At 45.1% G+C, this 25,347-nt stretch carries 21 protein-coding genes; 4 read left to right on the top strand and 17 right to left on the bottom strand.

Features of this window, described 5'->3' with window-relative positions; translation table 11 throughout:
• Positions 1–70 precede the first annotated feature (70 nt).
• The 3 genes from fabD to LWP20_RS12900 all read right to left on the bottom strand — a co-directional run bounded on the left by fabD (position 71) and on the right by LWP20_RS12900 (position 4,294).
• Positions 71–952, bottom strand: a complete 882-nt coding sequence (gene fabD, locus LWP20_RS12910) for an ACP S-malonyltransferase (protein WP_242928568.1) — start codon at positions 950–952, stop codon at positions 71–73.
• Between the two features lie 154 nt (positions 953–1,106).
• Complete coding sequence (locus LWP20_RS12905) at positions 1,107–1,535, bottom strand: thiol-disulfide oxidoreductase DCC family protein (protein WP_242928567.1); 429 nt, start codon at positions 1,533–1,535, stop codon at positions 1,107–1,109.
• Positions 1,532–4,294 (bottom strand): T9SS type B sorting domain-containing protein, encoded by a 2,763-nt coding sequence (locus tag LWP20_RS12900; protein WP_242928566.1) that lies wholly within the window; start codon positions 4,292–4,294, stop codon positions 1,532–1,534. The genes LWP20_RS12905 and LWP20_RS12900 overlap by 4 nt, the downstream gene beginning before the upstream one ends.
• 224 nt (positions 4,295–4,518) lie before the next feature.
• Between LWP20_RS12900 and LWP20_RS12895 the strand changes: the two genes are divergently transcribed.
• The 4 genes from LWP20_RS12895 to LWP20_RS12880 all read left to right on the top strand — a co-directional run bounded on the left by LWP20_RS12895 (position 4,519) and on the right by LWP20_RS12880 (position 8,699).
• Positions 4,519–5,199, top strand: coding sequence for a succinate dehydrogenase cytochrome b subunit (locus tag LWP20_RS12895; protein ID WP_242928565.1), 681 nt, complete (start codon positions 4,519–4,521; stop codon positions 5,197–5,199).
• A 21-nt stretch (positions 5,200–5,220) separates the two neighbouring features.
• Complete coding sequence (locus tag LWP20_RS12890; protein WP_242928564.1) at positions 5,221–7,155, top strand: fumarate reductase/succinate dehydrogenase flavoprotein subunit; 1,935 nt, start codon at positions 5,221–5,223, stop codon at positions 7,153–7,155.
• A 110-nt stretch (positions 7,156–7,265) separates the two neighbouring features.
• The gene (locus tag LWP20_RS12885; protein WP_242928873.1) at positions 7,266–8,021 is read left to right on the top strand and encodes a succinate dehydrogenase/fumarate reductase iron-sulfur subunit; all 756 of its coding nucleotides are present in this window, start codon (positions 7,266–7,268) and stop codon (positions 8,019–8,021) included.
• A 153-nt stretch (positions 8,022–8,174) separates the two neighbouring features.
• Positions 8,175–8,699 (top strand): NADPH-dependent FMN reductase, encoded by a 525-nt coding sequence (locus LWP20_RS12880; RefSeq protein ID WP_242928563.1) that lies wholly within the window; start codon positions 8,175–8,177, stop codon positions 8,697–8,699.
• Between the two features lie 103 nt (positions 8,700–8,802).
• On the opposite strand, the gene ftsZ is transcribed toward LWP20_RS12880, so the two are convergent.
• The 14 genes from ftsZ to LWP20_RS12810 all read right to left on the bottom strand — a co-directional run bounded on the left by ftsZ (position 8,803) and on the right by LWP20_RS12810 (position 25,308).
• Complete coding sequence (ftsZ, locus tag LWP20_RS12875; protein WP_242928562.1) at positions 8,803–10,350, bottom strand: cell division protein FtsZ; 1,548 nt, start codon at positions 10,348–10,350, stop codon at positions 8,803–8,805.
• A 26-nt stretch (positions 10,351–10,376) separates the two neighbouring features.
• Positions 10,377–11,693: a cell division protein FtsA gene (gene ftsA / locus LWP20_RS12870; protein WP_242928561.1), complete on the bottom strand. Its 1,317-nt coding sequence runs from the start codon at positions 11,691–11,693 to the stop codon at positions 10,377–10,379.
• Between the two features lie 13 nt (positions 11,694–11,706).
• On the bottom strand, positions 11,707–12,468 hold the full coding sequence (locus LWP20_RS12865; RefSeq protein WP_242928560.1) for a cell division protein FtsQ/DivIB: 762 nt from the start codon (positions 12,466–12,468) through the stop codon (positions 11,707–11,709).
• Between the two features lies 1 nt (position 12,469).
• Positions 12,470–13,864 carry a UDP-N-acetylmuramate--L-alanine ligase gene (gene murC, locus LWP20_RS12860; RefSeq protein ID WP_242928559.1) on the bottom strand — a complete coding sequence of 465 codons (1,395 nt, stop codon included), beginning with the start codon at positions 13,862–13,864 and terminating at the stop codon, positions 12,470–12,472.
• Positions 13,861–14,973, bottom strand: a complete 1,113-nt coding sequence (gene murG / locus LWP20_RS12855) for an undecaprenyldiphospho-muramoylpentapeptide beta-N-acetylglucosaminyltransferase (RefSeq protein ID WP_242928558.1) — start codon at positions 14,971–14,973, stop codon at positions 13,861–13,863. The genes murC and murG overlap by 4 nt, the downstream gene beginning before the upstream one ends.
• A complete protein-coding gene (locus tag LWP20_RS12850; RefSeq protein ID WP_242928557.1) occupies positions 14,966–16,132 on the bottom strand; it encodes an FtsW/RodA/SpoVE family cell cycle protein in 1,167 nt (388 codons plus the stop codon). The genes murG and LWP20_RS12850 overlap by 8 nt, the downstream gene beginning before the upstream one ends.
• Before the next feature lie 24 nt (positions 16,133–16,156).
• Positions 16,157–17,500, bottom strand: coding sequence for a UDP-N-acetylmuramoyl-L-alanine--D-glutamate ligase (gene murD, locus LWP20_RS12845; protein ID WP_242928556.1), 1,344 nt, complete (start codon positions 17,498–17,500; stop codon positions 16,157–16,159).
• A gap of 55 nt (positions 17,501–17,555) precedes the next feature.
• Positions 17,556–18,776, bottom strand: coding sequence for a phospho-N-acetylmuramoyl-pentapeptide-transferase (mraY, locus tag LWP20_RS12840; protein ID WP_242928555.1), 1,221 nt, complete (start codon positions 18,774–18,776; stop codon positions 17,556–17,558).
• Positions 18,777–18,834: 58 nt separating this feature from the next.
• The gene (locus tag LWP20_RS12835) at positions 18,835–20,298 is read right to left on the bottom strand and encodes a UDP-N-acetylmuramoyl-L-alanyl-D-glutamate--2,6-diaminopimelate ligase (protein ID WP_242928554.1); all 1,464 of its coding nucleotides are present in this window, start codon (positions 20,296–20,298) and stop codon (positions 18,835–18,837) included.
• The gene (locus LWP20_RS12830; protein WP_242928553.1) at positions 20,298–22,397 is read right to left on the bottom strand and encodes a penicillin-binding protein; all 2,100 of its coding nucleotides are present in this window, start codon (positions 22,395–22,397) and stop codon (positions 20,298–20,300) included. The genes LWP20_RS12835 and LWP20_RS12830 overlap by 1 nt, the downstream gene beginning before the upstream one ends.
• Positions 22,387–22,815: an FtsL-like putative cell division protein gene (locus LWP20_RS12825; protein WP_242928552.1), complete on the bottom strand. Its 429-nt coding sequence runs from the start codon at positions 22,813–22,815 to the stop codon at positions 22,387–22,389. Before LWP20_RS12825 ends, LWP20_RS12830 begins: the two co-directional genes overlap by 11 nt.
• A gap of 40 nt (positions 22,816–22,855) precedes the next feature.
• Positions 22,856–23,770, bottom strand: coding sequence for a 16S rRNA (cytosine(1402)-N(4))-methyltransferase RsmH (gene rsmH / locus LWP20_RS12820; RefSeq protein ID WP_242928551.1), 915 nt, complete (start codon positions 23,768–23,770; stop codon positions 22,856–22,858).
• Positions 23,770–24,237 (bottom strand): division/cell wall cluster transcriptional repressor MraZ, encoded by a 468-nt coding sequence (mraZ, locus tag LWP20_RS12815; protein ID WP_242928550.1) that lies wholly within the window; start codon positions 24,235–24,237, stop codon positions 23,770–23,772. The genes rsmH and mraZ overlap by 1 nt, the downstream gene beginning before the upstream one ends.
• A 501-nt stretch (positions 24,238–24,738) precedes the next feature.
• A complete protein-coding gene (locus LWP20_RS12810) occupies positions 24,739–25,308 on the bottom strand; it encodes a hypothetical protein (RefSeq protein WP_242928549.1) in 570 nt (189 codons plus the stop codon).
• Between the last annotated feature and the right edge of the window lie 39 nt (positions 25,309–25,347).

Raw genomic sequence — 25,347 nt, 5'->3', positions numbered from 1 at the left:
TATCAAAAGCAACGCCCTCTCTGTTTTAACCAGAGAGGGCGTTTATACTTTGTACTTTCAGATTTAGCTACTACTCTACTGAGCTAACTTCGGCAGTGCGCTCTATCTTTTTAACCAGGCCTTGCAACACTTTACCAGGGCCGCACTCAATAAAATGTGTAGCACCATCGGCTACCATCTGCTGCACAGACTGTGTCCAGCGAACCGGAGCGGTTAATTGCTTGATCAGGTTTTCTTTGATCTCGGTTGGGTCGATGTGTGGCAGGGCATCTACGTTCTGATAAACCGGACAGATACCTTTGCTGAAAGTAGTTTCGTTAATGGCTTTTGCCAGTTCTTCCTCGGCAGGTTTCATCAGCGGTGAGTGGAAAGCGCCACCTACTGGTAATGGCAATGCACGCTTGGCTCCGGCTTCTTTCATTTTCTCGCAGGCAATTTCTATACCTTTGTTTGAACCAGAAATTACCAACTGGCCCGGGCAGTTATAGTTAGCTGCCACTACTACTTCACCTTCTATAGAAGCACAAACCTCTTCAACCTTTTCATCTTCCAGGCCAAGTATAGCGGCCATGGTTGATGGGTTGGCTTCGCAGGCTGCCTGCATGGCCAGTGCTCTTTTAGATACCAGTCTCAGGCCATCTTCAAAGCTCAGTACTTTGCTGGCTACCAACGCCGAGAACTCCCCTAACGAGTGGCCAGCCACCATATCCGGAGCAAAATCCTTGGCAACTGCGGCCTGAGCCACAGAGTGCAGGAAAATAGCAGGCTGCGTTACTTTGGTTTGCTTCAGTTCCTCGTCGGTGCCGTTAAACATGATCTCGGTAATGTTAAAACCCAGGATCTCGTTTGCCTTATCAAACAGTTTCTTTGCTTCTTCGTGCTGCTCGTACAGGTCTTTGCCCATACCTACAAACTGAGAACCCTGTCCCGGGAAAACGTATGCTTTCTTCATTCTTTATTGTTAATTTTTGATAGACAATAGATATTAGACATGAGACACAAGACAAAATTAGTAGTAGCCACAGTCATTAAAATCATAAAGCTGTATTACTTCTAACCCTAATAACTATAAATAGCTTAGTACTTGTATCTAATGTCTTGTGTCCTTAATATGCTATAAACCTTGCCTGTTCTTCAGGGCTTGGCAGCATACAAGCTTCGGTGCGGCCGGCTATCAGGTAGCGGTGCCTTGCCACGAAGCGGTACACAAAATTGCGGAAAGATAAAGGAATAAACCTGAAATAGTAAAGCACTGACCACGGAAATGTGAGATGGCGGGCAATACGAAGGGCGGCTTCAGACTCAGTATAGAGTGTTCCGTTCTCGAAGAAAAGTATAGAATCAGGCAATGGGTCAGGTAGTTGCACTTGTGGCACCAATTGCTCGGCCAGCCCCGATTGCAGGGCAGCAAAGTATAAATCCTGCTTCTTGTTATACTTTAAGGCCAGCTGTATACTTGCCTGGCAAAAGCCGCAGGTGCCATCGTAAAAAACGATGGGCTTACCCTGTAACTGCTCTATGTTTTCTACTTTCATCGTGTGATCTCTACCCAGCCTTTATACTTGGATCGTGCTTTGGCCGGATCTATAGTATAGAACTCGACCTGCGCTTCATAGTAGTATACGCCATCTGTCAGTCGGTTGCCATTATTGTCTACACCTGCCCAGTTTATAAAAGGATCATTGCCATCAAAAACTTTCACACCCCATCGGTTAAACACACTAAACTTCATGGATTTGATAAATGCTGCACGTTTATCAGGACGGAAAACATCATTCAACCCATCTCCATTTGGCGTGATGATATTTGGCAACAGGAAGAAAATACAGTTATCATTGCATTCTTCGTTACTGAAATCACTTTCGTTACCAGCCCTGTCTGTAGCCGTAACTTTATAGCAACCCGCAAACGACTGCAATCCGGTATGCGTGTAAGTTGTGTTGGAGGTAGTATCCAGTTTCACATACTCAGCGTCTAAGGTTGGTTTAAAGTATACCGTGTAATAGTCTATCTGGTCGGTACAATCATCGCTTATCTGTGGCACCCAATTCAGCACATTCTGGTAAGGTGGCTGCGTTGGGTTCTGGTTAAACTCATCGCAGTTTAACTTGGCCAGTGTAAGTGTCGGCGGACAGATAATTTTAGGCAGTTCCACACAAACCTGCTGCGAGAAATTACGCAACGGTTCAGGCAATCCGGCAATCTGGTATGTACCTCTTGTTTCTACAACGTAACAGTAGGTATTACCCCGCACTAGCGGCGCTTCGGCAATGGTTCCCCTGTCGGTGTAAGTACCACTGGCTGCTGTTGCCTGCACACTATCAATTAACACACGGTTATTATTTACTACACGGTAAATGTAGTGCTTTAGCACTTCGTTCTTCCAGGGCACATTATAGGTCCAGTTCAGGGTAACAAACTTATCTGCATCTGTACTGGTAGCTGCCGCTTCAAGCCTAACGCTGGAGGCCGAAGTACTATCACGCAGTACTGTCGCTGCACCGTTAGGCCCTGACTGATAGAACTCCAGTTTATAGCGATATGCCTGCTCCAGTGTGTTAAGTCCAGTGTTTACAAAAGTGGTATCGGCCAGGTTGCGGGTACGTTTTACTTCGGTGTAACCGGCATTTCCGCTCTGCCCGGTTTTGCGGTACAAGCGATATTCCAGTGGCGGCACCAGTTTATCAAGCCCTTTGCGTGGCTGCGTCCATTTCACTGTAATCTGACCTGCAGTAGCGCTGGTTGCATCAACAGTTACGTTGGTCAGGTACGGGATATCCTGTTCGATAGAAAGACAGGCCTCTATTGAAGCTATACTTTTACCGCCTGCCGGAGCCGGGAACTCTGCATAAATTATATAGCAATACTCTACTCCTGCTTTTAAGCCTGCTCCATTATTATCGTCTAAAAAAGTGGTTTTATCTTTCGATACCTCACCAATCTGAACATAGCCTGTGCTGGCAGGCACGCCCGTCTGGCATACATCCGGCTTAAAGTTAGATGGTCCTTCGCGGCGGTAGATCCTGATAGTAGAAGCATTCTGGCAAACATACTTGTCCCAGGTAAGGGTAACGGCTCTGTCCTGCCCTATAGCCACCAGGTTCTGAGGCGGCGGCCCCACTACCCGTATGTTCCAGGGTTGGAGGTCGGCTAGTTTTGTTTCGGTTGGAGGCCTTACATCTTCTGCTCTGAAAATTACCTGGTAGGCACGTTCGCGCACATCAGAGCATTGGGTAGCCCATGTAAAACGCCCTGTTGCCAAACCTGCCTGGTTTACCAGCGGCGTAAATGTTGCCGGAGGTATAACCCCGCCTGCACCCGCAACTGTCAGTCTTATAAAATCATTATCCGGATCAGTAGCTCTAACTATGCCGGTCATGGTGGTGCCGGCAATTACGCAGGTATCTTTCGGTGCCAGTACAGGTGGCCGGTTAGGGGTTTCTTTCACAATAATCTGCATATCGCGCACCACTTCACCAAGCTTTACAGCTCCCCTGCCTGGCGTAACCCGCCACTCCTCCACTACAAAAGCTACATTATACTCTCCTTTAACACATGGCGCATCCCAGGTAAGCTGCCCTTTGGCAAGGTCTAAGGTTAAGAAGGCTGCACTGGTGTTGGCAGCATTCCGGCAATTAAATGTACGGTCTGGCAAACTATAATTTGGCACCGGAGCTATATTACCGCCTCCATCTATACGTTGCGGCACACGTAATTTAAAGGCAAGACTGTCTCCGTCAGGGTCAAAAGCGCCGGGGTTATGCACCCAGATGCGACCAATGGCAGCAAGGTCTACCGGTGCTACCGTAAGTACAGGCGTACTGTTAAACCCGCGCAATGCATTTATATTGATGGTGGTAGAAATAAAAAAGGTCAGCTGATCGGAGGGCGGCGCCATGTTCAGGATATTCGGATTCCTGTTGATACCGTTCCACGACACTATATAAGTACCGTCAGTGTTATAAGTATACTCCCATTTAAAAATCTCTTTATCAACCTGATCTGAAGGGTCGCCAATAGGTATAACCGCCTGCCGGGGAACTGTGATCGTATTGCCATCTCCCGGAGAAATCTGCACCGTTGGGTCTTCTGCTGTAGAAGCACGGTCGGTGTACATAATCATTGTAAAGAAAAAACGGCGTGGGTTAGGATTTGGGGTGGTATCCCGCTTCGCCGTAATATCGCCTGCCCGTATGTGCGTAGCCTGCGCCTCAGTAAAAGAAACCAACAGCAATATCAACACCCCCAAAAAACTGCCTGGCAGCAGATACCTTAAGCGTAAACTGTTTGGCATAAACGTAGGGTTAGAAACTTGACAAAAGTATATTAAAAACTAATATAACAACTAAATTATTGTTAACAAACGATAGATTAGCAGGTTATTAAGATATGACTTTCTGTCCTACGCATTGCAATTTAGATTGATTCAAAATATGATATCAAAATTGTTTTATATAAGGCCCGCATGTACCTTTGAGAATTAAAAACGCTTATTTACTTAACCTATAACTAATACAGATGAATTGGTTTACTAAAACGTTTTCCAGTACAATCGGACGCAAGATCATCATGTCGATCACGGGTCTTTTTCTGTGCTCTTTCCTTGTAGTGCACTTAATTGGTAACCTGCAGCTATTTAAAGACGATGGCGGTGCAGCTTTTAACATCTACTCTCACTTCATGGGCACTAACCCTGTGATCAGAACAATGGAGTTTGTGTTGCTGGCAGGTTTTGTATTCCATATCTGGGATGCAATTGCCCTTACCCGTCGTAACAAGGCTGCCCGTCCGGTTGGTTATGCAAACAGCCATCCTGAGCAAAACAGCAACTGGTCTTCGCGTAACATGGGTTTACTGGGTACGGTTATCCTGGTATTTCTTATCATCCACCTGTACAACTTCTTTATCCCGACTAAAACAGGCGAACTAGGCCCGGTAATGATCGATGGTATGGAATATGACAATCTTTATGTAAAGGTTGTTGAAGCTTTCCAGAACCCGCTTTACGTTGCGCTTTACGTGATCTCGATGATTGCCCTGGCTTTCCACCTTATCCACGGTTTCCAGAGTGCTTTCCAGTCGCTGGGCTTAACGCATAAGAAGTATACGCCATTCATCCAGAAATTCGGTGTTGCCTTTTCGGTACTTGTGTGCCTAGGCTTTGCAATTATGCCGCTCTATTTCTTTTTCTTCTTGTAACATCCAGATTCTATAGTTGATATGATATTAGATTCTAAAATCCCTGAAGGGCCATTGGCTGAGAAATGGGACAAGCATAAATTTAATGTAAAGCTGGTTAACCCGGCTAACAAGCGTAAATATGATGTAATTGTAGTTGGTACTGGCCTTGCCGGTGCATCTGCTGCTGCAACCCTGGGCGAGCTTGGCTATAACGTTAAAGCGTTCTGCTTCCAGGATTCCCCACGTCGTGCACACTCTATTGCGGCACAGGGTGGTATAAATGCTGCTAAAAACTACCAGAACGATGGTGACTCCGTTTTCCGTCTGTTCTACGATACCATAAAAGGTGGTGACTACCGTGCACGTGAGGCTAACGTTTACCGCCTGGCACAGGTATCTGTTGATATTATTGACCAGTGTGTGGCGCAGGGTGTTCCTTTTGCCCGTGAGTACGGTGGACTTCTTGCTAACCGTTCGTTCGGTGGTGCACAGGTATCGCGTACGTTCTACGCCCGTGGCCAAACTGGTCAGCAGCTGCTTTTGGGTGCTTACTCAGCACTTAACCGCCAGATCGCTTACGGTAAAGTAAAAATGTACCCACGTACTGAAATGCTTGACCTAGTAATGGTAGATGGCAAAGCACGTGGTATAGTTGTTCGTAACCTGATCACAGGTAAGATCGAATCGCACAGTGCACACGCGGTGGTATTGGCAACAGGTGGTTACGGTAATGTATTCTTCCTTTCTACTAACGCGATGGGCTCTAACGCAACGGCAGCCTGGAGAGCGCACAAGAAAGGTGCTTTGTTTGCTAACCCTTGCTTTACTCAGATCCACCCTACCTGTATCCCGGTATCAGGTGATTACCAGTCTAAGCTTACGCTGATGTCTGAGTCGCTTCGTAACGATGGCCGTGTTTGGGTACCGAAGACTGTTGAGATTGCCCAGCGCCTGCGCAAAGGTGAGATCAGAGTTAGCGATATTAAAGAAGAAGACCGCGATTACTACTTAGAGCGTAAATATCCTGCGTTCGGTAACCTGGTTCCTCGTGACGTGGCTTCCCGTAACGCAAAACTGATGTGCGACGAAGGACGTGGTGTAGGTGCATCCGGCCTGGCTGTTTTCCTTGACTTTGCTGATGCTATCAAGCGTGAAGGCCAGCCTGCTATTGCAGCTAAGTATGGTAACCTGTTTGATATGTACGCCAAGATCACAGACGAGAACCCGTACGAAAATCCGATGCGTATTTACCCTGCAGTTCACTATACAATGGGTGGCCTTTGGGTAGACTATAACCTGATGACTAACATACCTGGTTTATATGCTACAGGCGAGTGTAACTTCTCTGACCACGGTGCGAACCGTTTAGGTGCATCTGCCCTAATGCAAGGTCTGGCTGATGGTTATTTCGTTATACCTTACACAATCGGTGACTACCTGGCTCAGAACCCGACTACGAAAGTAACTACTGACCACCCTGCCTTTAAAGAAGCTGAGCAAGCTGTAATTGCTAAAAACAACCAGTTGCTTTCAATAAACGGTACACGCACAGTGGATGATTTCCATAAGGCACTTGGTTTGCTGATGTGGGATTACTGCGGCATGGCCCGTAACGCAGAAGGTCTGAAGTTTGCAAAACAGGAAATCCGTAAACTGCGCGATGAGTTCTGGAGAGATGTTAAAGTGACTGGTGTAAACGAGGAGCTGAACATCACACTAGAGAAAGCCAACCGTGTTGCCGACTTCCTGGAACTTGGTGAACTGATGGTAGATGACGCCCTGAACAGAAATGAATCGTGCGGTGGTCACTTCCGTGAAGAATACCAAACGCCTGAGAACGAAGCCCTGCGCGACGATGAGAACTATGCTTATGTGGCTGCCTGGGAGTTTACAGGTGTAGGCAACGAGCCGGTACTTCATAAAGAAGACCTGAAGTTCGAGAACGTGAAGCTAACACAGCGTAGCTATAAATAATTGATAATGAATAATTATAGATGAGCTCTAAGTATAAACTCATTTATAGTTTCTAATTCGTAATTCATAATTAAAATAAAATGGCTGGAAGTAATCCAAATGCTAAACCAATGGACCTGACACTAAAGGTTTGGCGCCAAAAAAATAGAGAATCAGCAGGTGCTATGGTAACATACCCTGTAAAAGGCATTTCCCCGGACATGTCGTTCCTGGAGATGCTGGATGTACTGAACGAAGACCTGCTGCGTAGCGGCCAGGACCCGATCGCTTTCGACCACGATTGTCGTGAGGGTATTTGCGGTATGTGCAGCTTATACATTAACGGACGCCCTCACGGACCTGAGCGTGGTACTACTACATGCCAGTTACATATGCGCCACTTTAATGATGGTGATACAATAACTATTGAACCATGGAGAGCAGCTGCTTTCCCGGTACATAAGGACCTTGTAGTTGACCGTTCTGCTTTCGACCGTATTCAGCAAGCTGGTGGTTATGTATCTATCAACACAGGTGGTGTACCGGATGCGAACGCTATTCCTATTCCGAAAACGATCGCTGATAAAGCCTTTGATGCAGCAACCTGTATTGGTTGTGGTGCCTGCGTAGCTGCGTGTAAAAACGCTTCTGCTATGCTGTTTGTATCTGCTAAAGTATCTCAGATGGCGATGTTGCCACAAGGTAAAGTAGAAGCTAAAACCCGTGTTGAAAACATGGTATCTCAGATGGACGTGGAAGGGTTTGGCGCCTGCTCTAATACTGGCGCCTGTGCAGTGGAGTGCCCGGTGGGTATTTCTTTGGAGAACATCGCCATAATGAACAGAGAATACCTGTCAGCTAAAGCTACTTCGGAAAACATCGCATAAGTATAAATATGTTAGTAAAAAGGCGGAAACAGTAGCTGTTTCCGCCTTTTTGTTTTTAAAGCTATTTTAAAGTATAATCTTTGTGAAACTTTAGCAGCAATTTAAATCTGCTACTGGTTTCCTAACAGGAAGCATAAAAGATAACCTAACTGTATGATAACCATCATTTCAGGTACTAACAGGCCTGATTCAAACTCAAGAGCAGTAGCTAATTTATATGCAGCAATGCTGGCAGAGAAAGGATATGAGACCCAGATTCTGGACCTTGCAGACTTGCCTGATAATTTTACAGCAACTGCTTTATATGATAATGTAGGTAAAGACGAGCGATTTAATAAACTGGCATCACTACTACCAACTTCAGATAAATTTGTGTTTGTAGTGCCGGAGTATAATGGATCTTTTCCGGGCGTACTGAAAGCATTTATTGATGGTTTACAGTATCCAAGTGGTTTCAGGAATAAGAAAGCCGCATTAGTTGGAATTTCATCTGGCATGCAGGGAAGCGGCCTGGCTATGAGCCATCTTACAGATATACTTAATTACCTAGGTATGCATGTGTTGGCACTAAAACCTAAACTGGCGCACATAGAGAAGAATTTCGATGGGATGGCTATCACCAACAAACTCTACACAGAATTACTGGTACAACAAATTGAACAGTTCCTTAGCTTTTAGGTCATATCACAGTTAGTTTATACTTTGCACTCATATGAGCTGTAAAAAAGAGAAAGCCTGCAATTATTTGCAGGCTTTCTCTTTTTATACTTTAGCAGAAAAATTAGTCAACGTTATCGTGCAGGAAACGATTATCGCCTAAAATCTCATTATCATCATTCAGGTTAAAGCGAGAAATGTTACGCTCAGATGAATGCACTACTCTATCAAGCGCTACGTTGCGGCGAAGGTAAGCAGGTACATCTAACTTCTCTTTAATTGCTTCAGAAGTAATCTCAGAGCTCAGCATTCTCAGGCGCTCACGGCGCTCTTCAGCTCTGCGCTGCATTAACTCACGCTCTTCAGCAATCCTGGCTGCTTCACGCGCCACGCGGTCATCTTCACGCGAAATAAAGGCAGAAGAAGGTGACTCATGCAGATGGCCATCCAATTCAAAAACAACTTTTTGCTGTTGTGGCTGCGGTTGTTCAATCGGGCGACGTACTGCCTCGTATTGCTGCGGCGGAGCAGGAGCTACTACAGTAGCCTGTGGCGCAACAACTGGTTGTTGTGCAACAGGAGCTTTTGGCGCAAAAGTAGTTACTTCTATTACCTCAGGCTTAGCTGGCTCCGTAATTGTAATTTTTTTTTCGCTCTCTAAGTCAAAAACTGTTTTTTTTGGCTCGATGATCGTTTCAGCGCTGCTGGCAAAACCAGTAGCAATAACGGTAACACGTATAGCCTGACCCAGTGTAGAATCGATACCGTGGCCAAAGATCACCTCGGCTTCCTGGCCAGCCTTCTCCTGGATATACTCCGTGATTTCAGTCAGTTCGTCCATTTCCAGTTCTGCCTGCTCACCAGACATAATGGAAAGAAGAATTTTCTGAGCACCATGAATATCTGTGTTGTTCAGCAAAGGAGATGATAATGCCTCTTCAGCAGCTCGCAATGCACGGCCTTCGCCCTCTGTAATCGCAGAACCCATCACTGCGGCACCAGAGTCTTTCATTACCGTTTTAACGTCTTCAAAGTCAACGTTAACTTCGGCAGTAACAGTAATAATTTCGGCTATAGATTTGGCGGCTGTTGTCAATACGTTATCTGCTTTCGCAAATGCCTCACGAATGGTTAGGTTACCAAACATTTCACGCAGCTTGTCATTCAGGATAACAAGTATAGTATCACAGTTTTCGCTCAGTTCTTTGATACCATTTTCGGCAGCAGTTTTCTTTTTCTTGCCTTCGAAAACGAAAGGAGCTGTAACTATACCTACCGTCAGGATACCAAGTTCTTTGGCAACTTTAGCAATAACCGGAGCAGCACCTGTACCAGTACCACCACCCATACCTGCAGTAATAAACACCATTTTAGTGTCATTGCTGAGCATTTCGCGTATTTGCTCTTTGCTTTCCAAAGCAGCCTGCTTACCTCTTTCAGGGTTAGCCCCGGCACCTAAGCCTTCTGTCAAATCCTGGCCAATGGCAAGTTTTGTAGGAACGCTGCTGCTCTTTAGAGCCTGTGCATCGGTGTTACATATAATAAACTCAACATCCTTAATGCCTTGTCCATACATGTGGTTCACAGCGTTGCTTCCACCGCCCCCGACACCAATCACCTTGATAATGGATTTACCGCTTGCTGGTAAATCAAAAGTGTACATTGAAGTCATGCTAAATTCTCCTGCTCAATTATGGGTTAATAACTTTGTTTGTTGTCTATATCGTCTGATAAAAAGCCTTTAAGCTTTTGGAACAGGCCGCCACTAGTGTTATTGTTGCTGTTGTTCTTTGGCTGTTGTACAGGCTTTGTATGTACTTCTTGTTTTGGCGCTTCTTCGTAGTACTGTGGTGCACGCTGGTCCAAAGACTGGTAACCTGCCAGCACAAGACCAACTGTAGTTGCATACATCGGGCTCTTTACAGCATCTATTCTGGATTTACCCAGGTGCTCATTCGGATAACCAATACGGGTATCCATTCCGGTAATATACTCTACCAGTTGTACTAGATTTTGAAGCTGAGCACCTCCACCAGTGATTACTATACCGGCAGCCAGGCTGTTAGCATAACCAGATCTGACGATCTCGGCATATACCAACTCAACTATCTCTTCCATTCTTGCTTCAATAATATAAGCAAGATTCTTCAAAGATATCTCTTTTGGCGTTCTATCACGCAATCCTGGTATAGAAACTATCTCATTTTCTGATGCTTCATCGGCAATAGCCTTACCAAACTTCACTTTTAGCTGCTCTGCCTGGTTTTGCATGACCATACAACCCTGTTTAATATCAGAGGTTATGATGCTGCCACCGAAAGGTAGAACTGCTGTATGCCGAATGATATTGTCTTTGAAGATAGCTAAATCAGTTGTGCCACCACCAATATCTACCAGCGCAACACCTGCCTCTTTCTCTTCATCGCTCAGCACCGACATGCAGGATGCCAATGGCTCCAGTATCAGGTTATCAACTTCTAACCCGGCACGGGTCATGCATTTGTTGATGTTATTAATGGCATTAGACTGGGCAGTAATAATATGGAAGTTACCCTCCAGGCGCACCCCCGACATACCAACCGGATCAACAATACCTTCTTCGTAATCCACTTTATACTCCTGTGGCATTACGTGAATAATCTCGCTGCCCGGAGGCGTAACCAGGCGGTACATATCATTAGTCAGGCGATTAACATCATCAACGGTTATCTCCTGGTCTGTTAGCTGGCGAGTTATACTGCCATTATGCTGCAGACTTTTAATATGCTGCCCGGCAATACCCACATTTACTACACCAATGTTGATGCCTGATTGCTCTTCGGCCTGGCGGATTGCCTTTTTAATGGCCTCCACAGTTTTATCTATGTTGCTAACGATGCCGCGCACCACGCCCTCAGAAGGCGCTTTTCCCATGCCCAGAATCTCCAGCTTACCAAATTCATTTTTCCGACCTACAAGTGCGCATACCTTGGTTGTGCCTATGTCCAAGCCTACTACTATTTTGTCGTTCTGCATACCCTCGTATATGTTATTCACAAATAATCTGATCTTCGAATTCTATGTTCACTCTTTTATACTTGTCCCAACCCATTACAGGCAGCACCTCTTTATAAAAGATCATTAACTTCTTAAACTTGCTCTCTACCTCTACAGGCTTGCCAAATTCTATTGTATGCTCTCCTACCTGAGGCAAAAAAGATACTTTCCCTTTTGCATTTATGTGCATCTGGGCTAACTGTGCCTTCCAGAAATCATTGTCCTCAACATAGCGCAGCAATGTGAGATAATCCTGGCCTGCAGAATCCTGAAAGAATCCTTTATCTAAAGATTTACTAAAGCCCGACTTCGTTACTGGGATCACCCGAGCGGTGTATCTGTCGGATAGAGGGAGCGTTGTGCCCTCTGTATCGATATACATATCTTGATCTGGTCGTATAATTCTTGCTATAGGCCTGTTCTGTTTTACACTTACTTGAATATTACCATCTAGTCCTCTGAATACTTCTGCGTCTTTCACAAAACTGTTTGCTTCAATCCGCTTTTCCAGATTTTTCAGGTCAATATCTTTATTGGCCAGCCCCTCTAATTTTCGCTCTCCGTCACGGGTCAGAAGAGCTTTCACCTCCTTATCACCAATAAAGTAATTATTGTACTCATTATCAATTTTTATTGACACTTTTTTACAAACTTTTTCATTTTGCCTAGATGAGGCAAAGCCTGCCAGTGCGCCGATAGACATAATGCTACAACCTGCAAAAATTAAAGATTTTATTTTACTATTCAAGCCCATTTCAGTTATTTTCTAAAAAATTTCTGATCGGTTTCACAAGCGTGTCGATATCGCCGGCGCCAACTGTTGCCAACACATCATAATTACCCTTTTTGGATAGATTTTCTAACACATCTTCCTTCCGGATAAGTTCTTTATTTGCGCAATTAACTTTTTCTAAAATTATACCTGACGTGATACCTTCAATTGGTTTTTCGCGTGCCGGATAAATATCAAGCAGTACAAGTTCATCAGCCTTACTTAAACTCGCTGCAAACTCCTCTGCGAAGTCGCGTGTGCGGGTAAATAGGTGCGGCTGAAATATCACTTTAATTTTCTTGTCCGGGTACAGTGCTCTCAACGATGACATAAAGGCATCGATCTCTTTCGGGTGATGTGCATAATCATCCACGTATACTTTTCCTGTACCTTCATACACAAATTCAAAGCGTCTTTTCACGCCCCGGAAACTCTGTACACCAGTTTTAATGTCGGCAGCAGGCACCTGCAAGAGCTGTGCCACCATCACGGCAGCCAGTGTATTTTCTGCATTATGAAAACCCGGCAAACCCAGCTCCAGAGAACCTATGTTACCGAACGGAGTTACAGCATCAAACTTAAACCAATGACCCTCAATATGTAAGCCTTCTACATAAGCTTCGCCTTTGTTTAAGCTATACCTGATCACCTGCACGCCAGGCTGCACAAGTTCTGTCAGTTTAGAATCTATACTTTCATGAATAATTAGATACCCTCCTGGCTTTACCTGGCTGATAAATTTCTGAAACGTACGGATCATCTCCTCCTTATCACCATAGATGTCCAGGTGATCCGGATCAGCGGAGGTAACTATGGCAATATCCGGGAACAGCGTCAGGAAAGACCGGTCGTATTCATCGGCCTCTACCACCACTGTTTCTCTACCTTGAGAGCCTGTGCCAATCAGCAGATTTGAATTAAGATTCGTACTAATGCCCCCCAGAAAAGCAGAGCAATCTACTTTGGCGTGGTGCAGCAAATGCGTTATAATAGAAGACGTAGTGGTTTTACCATGCGTGCCTGCCACCGCAATTGTATAGGCAGATGCTGTGATAATGCCTAGTACTTCGGAACGCTTTTTTATAGTATAGCCCTGTTCTTTCAGATATGCCCATTCCTGATGTTCTGCCGGAATGGCCGGCGTAAGTATAACTAAAGTCTGTTCTTTGTTTTCAAGTACCTCTTCCGGAATCAGATGCAGACTGTCCTGGTAATGCACTTTTATACCTTCCTGCTCAAGCGCTTCTGTTAACGGCGTCCGTGTTTTATCGTAACCCCACACCGGAAAGCCCTTTGCATTGAACCAACGGGCAATGGCGCTCATGCCAATTCCGCCGATGCCCAGAAAGTAGATATAGTTATAGTCTTCCAGTCTCATTTGATCAACTTTATCAGCTCATTCACAATGTCGGCGGCAGCATTTGGCCGGGCCAGTTTAAGTATATTCTCTGAGAGGCGCTTTTGCTCCTGCTCGTTCTGTGCTAAGCCCAGTGCTGTTTGCACTAATTTCTGGCTTGCTTCTTGGTCGCGTACCAGTATAGCGGCATGCTCCTGCACTAAAGCCATAGCATTTTTAGTCTGATGATCTTCGGCCACATTGGGAGAAGGCACCAGTACCGATGGCTTACCAGCCAGGCATAATTCTGAAATAGATAATGCGCCAGCTCTTGAGATTACAATATCGGCAGCGGCATAAGCCAGGTCCATGCGCTTGATAAAATCATAAGCACGTACACCCATTTCAGCATATGGTTTCGCCAGTTCCTGTGCCTGCGGGTAAAACATCCTGCCTGTCTGCCATATCAACTGATAGCCAGCTTTGGTAATCTGTTCCAGGCCTGCAGCTATACTTTGATTTATAGTACGGGCTCCTAAACTCCCTCCTATCACAAGTATGGTTTTCTTCCCGGAAGTCAGCCCAAAGTGCTGCAATGCCTCTTCTCTTTTTTCATGGCTGTCCATGATGTCTTTCCGGACAGGATTACCGGTCAGCACCATTTTATCAGCAGGAAAGAATGCCTGCATGTTGTTATAGGCAACACAGATCTTGTTTACACGCTTGGCTAAAAGTTTATTAGTTATACCCGCGTAAGAGTTCTGTTCCTGTATAAGTGCCGGAATTTTACGGGAAGTAGCAGCATACAGCAAAGGGCCACTTGCATAACCACCTACCCCTACTACAGCATCAGGTTTAAAATCTTTGATGATCTGATGTGAAGCACGAATGCTGGAAATAACTTTAAGCGGAAACGATAGATTATCCAGTGTTAGGCGGCGCTGCAAACCACTGATCCAGAGACCAACAATTTTATATCCTGCCTCAGGCACGCGTGTCATTTCCATGCGGCCTATTGCCCCTACAAACAAAATTTCAGCATCCGGATAAATTACTTTTATCTGGTTAGCTATAGCTACGGCCGGGTAAATGTGCCCACCGGTACCACCCCCGCTAATAATAAAACGATATGGTCTGTTGTTATCAGGCATTTGACGGAACTTTAGCATTTATACCTGTAGCTGCGCCAACAGCTGCATTCTTAACTTCACTATCTGTGCGGCTAACACTAAGTATAATTCCCAGTGAAATACCTGTAAAGATCAGGGATGTACCACCCATACTTAGCAACGGAAGCGGCAGACCTGTAATTGGCCCTAAGCCTACGGCTACTCCCATATTTATCATACCCTGGATTACCAGACTAAAACTCAAGCCTGCAGACAATAAGCCCCCAAATGCCCCAGTACTGTTTACAACCGTAACCATGCCCCTGTAGAGTAACGCTAAGTATAAAAACAGCACGACCGCACCTCCCCACAAGCCATACTCTTCAATGATAATGGCAAAAATAAAGTCAGAATAAGGGTGAGGCAGTAAATTTCGCTGGTAACTGTTACCCGGTCCTTTACCAATTACACCTCCTGTTGCAATGGCAATGTAAGACTGCTCTAACTGGAAAGGAGTTTCTGATTTGTCAAGAAAAGCTTCGACGCGGCTAACTGCCGTACCAAGTCGCTGACCTATAGCCAGTGCGCCTCCGCCAACTATAACAACAATTACAAACACTGTAGCCAGGTATTTAAAGGGCACTCGCCCAATAAACATGAGTAGCATACAGGTTGCAAATAGCAAAATGGCCGTAGATGTGTTTGTAAGTGCAATAAGAGCGCAGATTGCTACTGTCCAGATCATCATCGGCACCAATGTTTTTCTCCAGTCTTTAACCTGTAGCTGTACTTTAGCCAGCATACTGGCCAGGTAAGATATAAGCGCCAGTTTAGCTAAATCTGAAGGCTGGAATGTCTGATTAATTACCGGAATAGTAATCCATCGGGATGCATCGTTGATATTTGATCCCCAGAAGAAAGCGAACAGTAATAACGGTACAGAAAGTACAAGCGCAACTAAGGATAGCCTGGAATAATAACGGTAGTTTATTTTATGCGCCGCCCACATAAATGCCAACCCAACAAAGATCAGCGAGGAGTGCTTCAGCAAAAAATACTCGGTATTGCCTTCATGCGATTTATAGGCAAGCGTACCTGTAGCAGAGTATACTACCAGCACGCTGATAAGCGAGAAAGCCAATACAATGCCCCAAAGCACTGCATCCCCTTTCAGGTTCTGCTGTAACCACTGCTTTACCATAATCCTTTGGCTAAAAGTATCAATCTATTTCTTTAGTACTATTTTTTCTACTGCCTCCTTAAAGCGCTGGCCACGGTGTTCGTAATTATCGAACAGGTCGAAGCTGGCACAAGCCGGCGAAAGTAACACCACATCGCCCGGCACTGCCAACGAACGGCTCAGGCGCACGGCATATTCTATCGATGTGGTTTCAGCGATGATCGGAATGATCCTGCCGAAAGCCTGCTTTAATTTTTCATTGTCTTTGCCAAGGCACACGAGCACTTTAACTTTCTCACGCGCCAGGTCCTCCAGCATCTTGTAATCATTGCCTTTGTCTACACCACCGGCAATCCAGATAATCGGTTGTTTTATACCTTCCAGCGCGTACCAGACAGCGTCTACGTTGGTGGCTTTGGAATCGTTGATGTAAGTTACCTCTTTGGCTACCCCCACTGGCTGTAAACGATGCTCGGCATTCTGGAAAGTTTCCAGGGCCTGCGCTATGTCGTTATCTTCAACACCTAATAGTTTTGCTACCGTCACAGCTGCCATGGTATTGTATTGATTGTGCTTCCCGATCAGGCTAGACTTTGAAGTATCAATCTGCCCAGTATGGAACTGTACATCAACATGTATACTTTGACCATGTAAGGTTACTTTAGCCCCCTCTGCACCCTGCAGCGAAAACGGCACTGTGGTTCCTCCAAATGCATCCGACTTAAAAGCAGCTGCTATATTTTTATCGTCGGCATTATAAATGAAGAAATCTGCACCTGTCATGTTCTGGGCGATACGCAGTTTGGAAGCTGCATACTTTTCCATACTATAACCATAGCGGTCCAGGTGGTCCGGTGTAATGTTCAGCAGCACACCTATGTGCGCCTTAAAATTATACATGCCATCCAGCTGGAAACTGCTAAGCTCCACTACATAGTAGTCGTGCGTATTTTCGACTACTTTCTCTGCCAGGCTCTCTCCAATATTACCGGCTAGCCCCACGTTTATACCTGCACTTTTAAGCAGATGGTAAGTGAGCAAAGTAGTTGTGGTTTTACCGTTAGTACCTGTAATGCAAATAAATTTTGCATTTGTATACCGGCTGGCAAACTCAATTTCAGAGATTACAGGTATCGCTCTTTTGGTTGCTTCTTGAATAATTGGAGCTTTATCAGAAATGCCAGGACTTTTAATGATTTCATTTGCGTTTAGTATTTGGTCAAATGTGTGAGTTCCTTCTTCAAATGGAATAGCGGCAGTAGCAAGTTTTGCTTTGTACACATCCTTAATCTGCCCCATATCCGATACGAAAACATCGAGCCCCTTTGCTTTTGCAAGCAAGGCTGCTCCTACGCCACTTTCTCCCGCACCTAGTATAGCAATTCTCATAGTTTGTAATCAGTGTTCTAAATTCTTAGCTCAACAACCAGTTTTGTAGTTTGCTTTATCGCAGTTTTAATGTTGCCAGCGTCAGAATGGCCAGCATAATACCTACGATCCAGAATCTGCCTACAATTTTTGACTCGTGATAGCCAAGTTTCTGGTAATGATGGTGCAGTGGCGACATTTTAAAAATGCGGCGCCCCTCACCATACTTCTTTTTAGTATACTTAAAGTAGCTAACCTGCAACATCACCGAAAGATTCTCGATCAGGAAGATGCCGCAAAGTATAGGTATAAGTAATTCTTTGCGCACAATAAGGGCAAGTACCGCAATAATTCCCCCGATAGACAAGCTACCTGTATCGCCCATAAATACCTGCGCCGGGTACGCGTTATACCACAGAAAACCCACACACGCCCCCACAAATGCCAGACAGAAAATGGCCAGCTCGCCGGAGTTAGGTATAAACATGATGTCGAGGTAATCGGCAAAAATGGTGTTACCGGATACATAGGTAAAGATTGCCAGCGTCATGCCAATAATAGCTGAAGTACCGGCGGCCAGACCATCTATGCCATCCGTAATATTGGCTCCGTTAGATACCGCCGTAATAACCAGGATCACAAATGGTATGTAGAGGTAGCAAGACCAATCCTGGAAAAGCGGACCTGCAAAAGAGAACAGGTTGCAGTAATCGAGCTCGTTATTCTTACGGAAAGGAATGGTCGTGATCATTTTATGAACATCCACCCATTTACCGGATGCATTTACAGCGGAGGCTGTACCATCAGAAAATAAGTACTGGCGCACTACCACATCATCGTTAAAGTATAGCGTCAGGCCAACTATAAGCCCTAAACCTATCTGTCCCAATATCTTGAAACGACCAGCAAGTCCTTCTTTATTTTTTTTGAAAACCTTAATGTAATCATCCAGGAAACCTATCAGGCCCAGCCATACGGTTGAAACAAGCATCAGGATGATGTAAATATTATCAAGGCGCGCGAAAAGCAGCGTAGGCACTAGTATAGCCAGCAGTATAATAAGGCCACCCATAGTTGGCGTACCTTTCTTTTCCATTTGCCCTTCCAGGCCCAGGTCTCGGATACTTTCGCCAACCTGCTTGCGCTGCAGAAGTTTTATCAGTTTGCCCCCGAAGATCATAGCAATCAGCAGCGACACCAGTGTAGCCATACCTGCCCTGAAGGAGATGTATTGGAATACACCTGCACCAAAAAGGTCGAATTCGCGGTCGAGGTATGTAAAGAGGTAATAGAGCATTTATTCTGTGGCCAGCGGCCAATATTTTGTTTTAAGGGTGATAATAGTGTCGTATAGTTTATTTGCCCAGTTGCTGAAAAGTTTCCTGCAATACCAGTTTATCGTCGAAAGGAGATTTAACGCCTTTCACTTCCTGGTATGTTTCGTGTCCTTTTCCTGCTACAAGTATGATATCGTTTGTATCTGCCAGCATGCAGGCTGTTTTTATGGCCTCACGTCTATCCAGAACAGCTAATGTCTTTTTGAAATCCAGTGGCTTTACGCCTTTCTGCATGTCTTCAAGTATAACCTGCGGCTCTTCGAAACGCGGATTATCCGATGTAAGTATAACTTTGTCGCTCAGGCGGCAGGCTATATCTGCCATCACAGGGCGCTTGGCAGCATCGCGGTTTCCGCCACAACCCACCACGGTAATAACTTTCTGATTTGGAGTGCGAATCTGCTGAATTGTGTTCAGTACATTTTCAAGTGCATCCGGCGTATGCGCATAATCTACTATACCCGTGATTTTTGAGTCTGAAACAATGTACTCAAACCGGCCGGAGGCAGAAGTAAGGCTGGATAATACCGTTAGCGTTTCAACCGTATCCTCGCCAAGTATAACAGCCACAGCGTAAGCACCCAGCAGATTATAAGCATTGAAAGCGCCAATCAGTTTACACCATATCTCGTTGCCATCTATTTCAAGATGCAGGCCCTCAATGGTATTATCAATAATGCGGGCTTTAAACTCAGTTGCTTTGCGCAAAGAGAATTCATGCACACTGGCCTTTGTATTTTGCACCATAACAGCACCACGCTTATCGTCGGCGTTAATTAATGCAAAGGCTCCTTTAGGCAAGCCATCAAAAAACAGCTTTTTCGCTCTAATGTATTCGTCAAAGGTCTGGTGGTAGTCCAGGTGATCGTGTGTAATGTTCGTAAATACACCGCCAGCGAATGTTAAACCAGCCACACGTTGTTGCACCATGGCATGCGAGCTTACTTCCATAAAGCAATAAGCACAGCCAGCCTTTACCATCTTATCCAGTAAAGCGTTCAGTGTTACGGCATCCGGTGTGGTGTGCGTTGCAGGTATAACTTCTTCGTCAATCTGGTTTTGTACCGTAGAAAGTAAGCCTACATGGTATCCCAACTCACGGAAAAGTTTATGCAGTAAGGTTACCGAAGTGGTTTTACCATTCGTGCCTGTTACACCGATCAGCTTAATTTTTTGAGAAGGATTACCATAAAAAGCTGAAGCCATCTGACCTAAAGCCATACCTGAATCCTTGACCAGAATATAAGTTATGCCTGGATCCAGTTGGTCTGGCAGCTTTTCACAAACTATAGCGGCCGCCTTGGCTTCAACTGCTTTTGCAATGTAATCATGCCCATCTGTTTGCACACCGCGTACGGCCACAAAGGCTACGCCCTCGCGCACCTGCCGCGAATCAAAGGTAATAGCCTCTATCTGTACAGACAGGGGGCCTTGGTGCTCCAGCACCATTACTTCATTCAATATGTCCTGCAACAACTGCATCAGCTCAATACGATCGTTATCTTTCCAGTTTTATTAATTATTGTGCCCGGCTCCAGCGATTGGTTTGCCACGCGCTTTCCGGCACCCTGCACTTTCACATCCAACCGCTGATTGCCTAAAATGAACAGCGCATCACGCAATGTCATGCCTTTTACATCGGGCACACGTCCATTCAGCACAGGATTTGGCAAAAACTCAATAGAGCGCATTTTGGGTTGCACACGAACCCATTCTTCATCAGAAGAAACTTTAGAATGATTGCTTATACCTATCGTGTTGCAGATCAGGCTCAGGTCATCCATACTTCCGGCTTTTACCTGCGGCAGGCTGTCTTTATTTGGGGCCACGCGTGCGCGCAATGGCTTGTGCATGGCTAAATCGCGGGCAAATGCTTTATCGGCTACCTCCTTAAATACCGGCGCGGCCACATCGCCACCGTACACATTTACACCTCTAGGGCTATCAATGATCACGATACAGCTATACTTCGGATTATCGGCCGGGAAATAACCGGCAAAGGAAGTAGAATACTCTTTTACATACTTGCCATCTTTTACTTTGCGGGCTGTACCGGTTTTTCCGGCTACTTTATAGTCTGTACTCGATATATTTTTTGCTGTACCATCTGATACTACCCCCTCCAGCATAGCACGTAGTTTTTTCAATGTTTCGTCAGAGCAGATTTTCTCGTTAAGCACCCGCGTCTTAAAAGACTGAATAACGTTATCGGCCTTCCGGATCTCCTTAACTATAATTGGCTGGATCTTTACACCGTTGTTGGCTACTGCATTATAGTAGGCCAGTGTTTGCAGCGGTGCCAGCTTTAGCTCATAACCAATGGCCATAGATGCAAGTGTTGTGCCGTACCAGGTTCTATCCTGCGTGCTTTTGATAAATGGCCTGGCTTCGCCATCCATCTGAAAACCTAAGGTGGAATTAAGGCCAAACTTGTTCAAATATTCTATATAAGCAGATGGGTTGTTACCGAAGTGTTCTTCCATCAGCTTGGCTACTCCGATGTTAGATGATTTTTCGAAAACCTGCTGTACTGTAAGCTTGCCATAACCGCCTATTTTGGAATCCGTCATGATTCTGCCTTTAAGGCTGTAAGCACCATTGCCAGTATCGATCGTATCGGTAAGCTTCACATTTGTATGTTCAAAAAGCGCCATCATAGAGGCCAGTTTAAACGTTGAACCCGGCTCTGTACGCCCCTGATTACCAACAGCATAGTTATAATCCTCGATATAACCTCCTTTTGTTTTACCCAAGTTAACCATTGCCTTTACCTCACCCGTTTTAACCTCCATCAGGATTACACAGCCATAGTCTGCGTTCTTCTCCACCAAGGCTTTATAAAGTGCATTTTCGGCTACGTCCTGCAGGTTAATATCAATGGTTGTTTTGATATCGTAACCATGTTGCGGCTGCACTTCGGTGCCATCGTAAATTGGCTTATTACCACCGGCAATACGCTCAAAAAGAGCTTCGCCATCGGTACCGGCAAGGTCGTTGTTAAAGCTGAACTCCAGGCCTGCCCCATTCTTATCTTCATTTATAAAGCCAATAGTACGCTCAGCGAGCATACCAAATGGCTTGAAACGTTTCTCTACTTTTTCGAAAATTACACCACCTTTATTTTTACCAGCTCTGAAAATTGGCCAGTTTGCCATCATCTTCTTGTCCTGGTAATTTATTTGCCGGCTGTTCAAACGAATATACTTTCTGCCAGCATGGCGAGCGTTCTTAATTTTGCGGCGGTAGTAATCTTCTGACCTGTCACCGTAAAAGCGCGACAGCAACATCGCCAGAGAATCGATTCCTGCATTAAATTTTTTAGCTTCTGCAATAGTAGGATCGAACGCTACACGATAAAACGGCAGCGATGTGGCTAGTATACTTTCGTTATCGGAATAAATATTGCCGCGTGTGGCAAAAACCGGCTGGTAACGTATGCGGCGTTCCTGGGATATTTGCTTCCACTTGGCTCCGTCCTGAAACTGAATGGCCACTACCTTGTACATAATAGCGCATGCAAACAGGCAGATAACCAGAAAGGCTACCCGAACTCTGACAACGATGGATTTCTTAATATTCATCAGCAGGCACAATTACTTGATAAGGTGGAGATGAACTTTCGATAAGGCCAAGCGGTGCCACATTGCGTGCCACTTCCGATTGCTTACTGGCCTCCATATAATCAGATTTCAGCGTAGTATAATCAGCCCGTAAATCTTCGGTCTCTACTTTAATCTTGTCTATCCTGCGGATCGTTTTCTCGGCGTAGTGTGTGTTGCCGATATAGAAAAGGGTAATTCCTGTTATAAAAAGCACATGCGGCAGATACTTAAGCGGCACGCCTTCTTCGAACAGGGCATCAACATTAGTATACTTATCTAAAAGCTTGAATAAGCTAAAGCCCGGAGCTTTAGGCGTAGGTGCCACCACTTCTGGCTTCACTCGCGCCGAGTTGGCTTTAGGCGCGTTTGCTTTCTTGGTCATAAGGTTAGAAGCCATAGTTACTCTATACTTTTGCTAATGTTGTAGCTGTTACTATTTAATCATTCAGTTCTCTTTTTTCGGCAATTCTAAGTTTAGCACTTCTGGAGCGGCTGTTTTCCAGCAGCTCCTGGTCAGATGGTGTTATGGGTTTGCGGTTTACTGCGTCAAGCGGTCGTATTTCGTTTCCGAACAGATCTTTTTCCACTTCCCCGAAAAACTTGCCCTTTGCAATAAAGTTTTTTACAAGTCTGTCTTCCAGTGAGTGGTACGAGATCACAACCAGCCTCCCTCCCGGCTTCAGCAACGCTGTCGCCTGTTCTAACATCTCCTCCAGTGCCTTCAGCTCGTCATTCACCTCAATTCGCAGGGCCTGAAACACCTGCGCTAAATATTTATTCTCCTTGCCCTTTGGGGTGCAGGAGCTTATTGCTTGTTTAAAGTCAGCAATTGTTTCAATCGGTTTTCTGGCACGCTGCCCAACTATAAGTTTTGCCAGTGTTTTTGCATTTTTTACTTCGCCGTACATCCCGAAAATGCGGTGCAACTGCTCTTCAGAGTATGTGTTTACCACATCGCTTGCCGACAAATCTGACTGGGGGTCCATGCGCATATCCAGCGGGCCATCAAAACGGGTAGAGAAACCACGCTCGGCCACATTGAACTGGTGCGATGAAACACCCAAATCAGCCAGCAAACCATCAATAGCGCTAACTTTATGCAGGCGCAGGTATTTTTTAAGATCCCTGAAATTTGCCTTTACAAAATTGAAAGCCGGGCTCGTTATCTTTTTCGCCTGCTCTTCTGCATCACGGTCCTGGTCAAACGAATACAGCTTACCATTTGTAAGCTTGCTAACTATAAGGCTGGAATGCCCTCCCCCGCCAAAGGTTACATCTACATAAATACCATCGGGCTTAATTGCCAGGGCATCTATTGATTCCTCCAATAATACGGGTCTATGGTATTCCATTAAATAGCTTGTTCTTCTACTGGTTTGTCACCCAAAAACTTCTGGGCGAGCTGAGAGAAATTCTGCTGGTCTTTGATCAGGAACTCCTCATACTTATCCGGGTTCCAGATTTCAACCCGGTTACCCAAGCCCACTACTATCGCATCCTTTTCCAGTTCGGCAAAGCGCGCCATAGTACGTGGCACTATAAACCTGCCTGTTCCGTCCAATTCTATTTCAGTATTTCCTCTGAAAAAATTGCGCTGGAAATGGCGGTACTCTTCATTAAACTCGTTCAGGCCGGCAACCTTGTCATAAATCGACTTCCACTCCACTTTCGGGTAAAGAACCAGACAAGGCTCAAATCCCCGCATCAGCACCACATGATTGCCAGATGCCTCCGGCAAGTTGGCTTTTATCTTTGCAGGTAAAACCAACCTTCCCTTTGGGTCAATCTTGCACTCGTATTCGCCAGATAGGAAGTTCATGTTTATGACAATTTTATCCGTATAGTTTTCGGAGTATACAAATGTAACGATTCAACAAAAGACCACAACCGCATTCCCCCACTTTTTACCACTTTGTGGATAAATTATGGTAATCCACACCACTTATCCACATTATCCACAGCTTTAACGCGCAATTTTGGGTATAAGTTTTTTTGCTTTTAAAGCGATTATCAGCTAAAATACGAGAACAACAATATACAAATAACTAATTATCAATAACTTACAAGACAACACATAGTAAATAGACTATCTTCTATGTATTTTAACACCAAAAGTGGGATAAAGTGGAGAGTGTGGGGCAAAGTGGAAGAAAAGTGGAAACTTTCGGCAACATGAGGACCGGTCGCACCATACTTTAAGGAAACCTGCCAGCATATAGAACACAAATTTTGATGTGGTAAACCAGGCCAGATGTTATACATAAGAAACAAAAAGGGGAGCCGAAACCGACTCCCCTTTTTGTTTGAATTTATACTTAAATCAGAATTTAAACCCGATATGCAGACCTATTGAAAAAACCGGCGAACCTTCTGTAAAATAGAAATACTCTACCCGGCCGCCTGCTACACCATTTTTGAGTATGTTAAAATCATTTTCGATGTAACCATTAAAACCAACGTCAGAGGTGCGTATGTGTTTTACAGAACCGTCAACAGTACCATCTTCCGCATTGGAATTTATCTCGGCACGGTGTCTGATTGCTGGCCCGGCTCCCAGCCTGAAAACTACAGATTCGTTTTTCAGCGGTTCAAACATCAGATCCAGCGAGCCCATGTAAAATGTATTCTGAATAGAGTAAATCTGCTTTGTATCGTCGTAGCGCGAAGCGTTCAGCAACCCGAAATTTGCCCCAATGCCCGCCCGCTTGCCAATTGCATGCGAATAGCTGTTATAAAACATAAGCCCCTGACTATCATAATCAGAAAGCCATACATAGCCTATGCCCGCCTTCAAGGTATTCGGATTTTTTCCGGCAAAACTATACTTAAGTGGCGCCATAGACAAAACACTGATAAGCGCTACTGTAAATAGTAGTAAAGAAAGTCTCATAGGAAAGATGAAAAAGGCAAAAGCCGGGGTTAGCAAGCG

It is taken from the genome of Pontibacter vulgaris, from assembly GCF_022758145.1.
GTDB lineage: Bacteria > Bacteroidota > Bacteroidia > Cytophagales > Hymenobacteraceae > Pontibacter > Pontibacter vulgaris.
The sequence above is the reverse complement of the archived record's forward strand: the minus strand, read 5'-3'. Positions and strand labels throughout refer to the sequence as shown.

Bases quoted from the DNA above. Each gene is read 5' to 3' on its own strand.
- fabD (WP_242928568.1), bottom strand. From the start codon at position 952: ATGAAGAAAGCATACGTTTTCCCGGGACAGGGTTCTCAGTTTGTAGGT.
- LWP20_RS12905 (WP_242928567.1), bottom strand. From the start codon at position 1,535: ATGAAAGTAGAAAACATAGAGCAGTTACAGGGTAAGCCCATCGTTTTT.
- LWP20_RS12900 (WP_242928566.1), bottom strand. From the start codon at position 4,294: ATGCCAAACAGTTTACGCTTAAGGTATCTGCTGCCAGGCAGTTTTTTG.
- LWP20_RS12895 (WP_242928565.1), top strand. From the start codon at position 4,519: ATGAATTGGTTTACTAAAACGTTTTCCAGTACAATCGGACGCAAGATC.
- LWP20_RS12890 (WP_242928564.1), top strand. From the start codon at position 5,221: ATGATATTAGATTCTAAAATCCCTGAAGGGCCATTGGCTGAGAAATGG.
- LWP20_RS12885 (WP_242928873.1), top strand. From the start codon at position 7,266: ATGGACCTGACACTAAAGGTTTGGCGCCAAAAAAATAGAGAATCAGCA.
- LWP20_RS12880 (WP_242928563.1), top strand. From the start codon at position 8,175: ATGATAACCATCATTTCAGGTACTAACAGGCCTGATTCAAACTCAAGA.
- ftsZ (WP_242928562.1), bottom strand. From the start codon at position 10,350: ATGACTTCAATGTACACTTTTGATTTACCAGCAAGCGGTAAATCCATT.
- ftsA (WP_242928561.1), bottom strand. From the start codon at position 11,693: ATGCAGAACGACAAAATAGTAGTAGGCTTGGACATAGGCACAACCAAG.
- LWP20_RS12865 (WP_242928560.1), bottom strand. From the start codon at position 12,468: ATGGGCTTGAATAGTAAAATAAAATCTTTAATTTTTGCAGGTTGTAGC.
- murC (WP_242928559.1), bottom strand. From the start codon at position 13,864: ATGAGACTGGAAGACTATAACTATATCTACTTTCTGGGCATCGGCGGA.
- murG (WP_242928558.1), bottom strand. From the start codon at position 14,973: ATGCCTGATAACAACAGACCATATCGTTTTATTATTAGCGGGGGTGGT.
- LWP20_RS12850 (WP_242928557.1), bottom strand. From the start codon at position 16,132: ATGGTAAAGCAGTGGTTACAGCAGAACCTGAAAGGGGATGCAGTGCTT.
- murD (WP_242928556.1), bottom strand. From the start codon at position 17,500: ATGAGAATTGCTATACTAGGTGCGGGAGAAAGTGGCGTAGGAGCAGCC.
- mraY (WP_242928555.1), bottom strand. From the start codon at position 18,776: ATGCTCTATTACCTCTTTACATACCTCGACCGCGAATTCGACCTTTTT.
- LWP20_RS12835 (WP_242928554.1), bottom strand. From the start codon at position 20,298: ATGCAGTTGTTGCAGGACATATTGAATGAAGTAATGGTGCTGGAGCAC.
- LWP20_RS12830 (WP_242928553.1), bottom strand. From the start codon at position 22,397: ATGAATATTAAGAAATCCATCGTTGTCAGAGTTCGGGTAGCCTTTCTG.
- LWP20_RS12825 (WP_242928552.1), bottom strand. From the start codon at position 22,815: ATGGCTTCTAACCTTATGACCAAGAAAGCAAACGCGCCTAAAGCCAAC.
- rsmH (WP_242928551.1), bottom strand. From the start codon at position 23,770: ATGGAATACCATAGACCCGTATTATTGGAGGAATCAATAGATGCCCTG.
- mraZ (WP_242928550.1), bottom strand. From the start codon at position 24,237: ATGAACTTCCTATCTGGCGAATACGAGTGCAAGATTGACCCAAAGGGA.
- LWP20_RS12810 (WP_242928549.1), bottom strand. From the start codon at position 25,308: ATGAGACTTTCTTTACTACTATTTACAGTAGCGCTTATCAGTGTTTTG.